This window comes from Chloroflexaceae bacterium (assembly GCA_025057155.1).
Taxonomy (GTDB): Bacteria; Chloroflexota; Chloroflexia; order Chloroflexales; family Chloroflexaceae; genus JACAEO01.
The window spans coordinates 1-621 of record JANWYD010000123.1 but is presented as its reverse complement, the minus strand read 5'-3'; the positions used below and the strand labels follow the sequence as shown (position 1 = coordinate 621).

The 621-nt window shown below is 63.9% G+C and carries 1 protein-coding gene; it reads left to right on the top strand.

The annotated features are described in order from the left end of the window. Positions 1–621 (top strand): ATP-binding cassette domain-containing protein (locus tag NZU74_20595; GenBank protein MCS6883726.1); only part of this gene is annotated, 621 nt, incomplete at both ends.

Here is a 621-nt window from a genome sequence, read left to right as displayed (position 1 = left end):
CATCCCCGTGATGACGGTGGCGGAGAACATCATGCTGGGTGAGGAGGTGACGCGGTTCGGTGAAGTGCTCGATGAGGACGAAGCGGAGCGGCGGGTGCGCGAGCTTTCGCAGCAATACGGCCTGGAAGTAGACCCGCACGCCATTGTTGAAGAGCTGCCGGTCGGCATGCAGCAGCGCGTCGAGATCGTCAAAGCTCTTTACCGCAACGCCGATATTCTCATCCTCGACGAGCCGACCGCCGTGCTCACGCCACAGGAGAGCGAAGAGCTGTTCCGCGTCATGCGCGATTTAGCAGCCCGCGGCGTCTCCATCATCTTCATCTCGCATAAGCTCAAGGAAGTGCTCTCGGTCGCGCATCGCATCATGGTGATGCGTGACGGCCGGGTTGTCGGCGAGACCACGCCGGCAGAGGCGACAGAGGCCACACTGGCCGCGATGATGGTGGGCCGTGACGTCATCCTGCAGGTTCCGAAAGGCGCGGCTCATCCGGGCGAGCCGGTGCTGCGCGTCATCGGCCTGTCGGCGTTGGACGACCGCAAGCATCAGGCCGTCAACAACGTCTCGTTCGAGGTGCGCGCGGGCGAAATTCTGGGCATCGCCGGCGTGCAGGGCAACGGCCA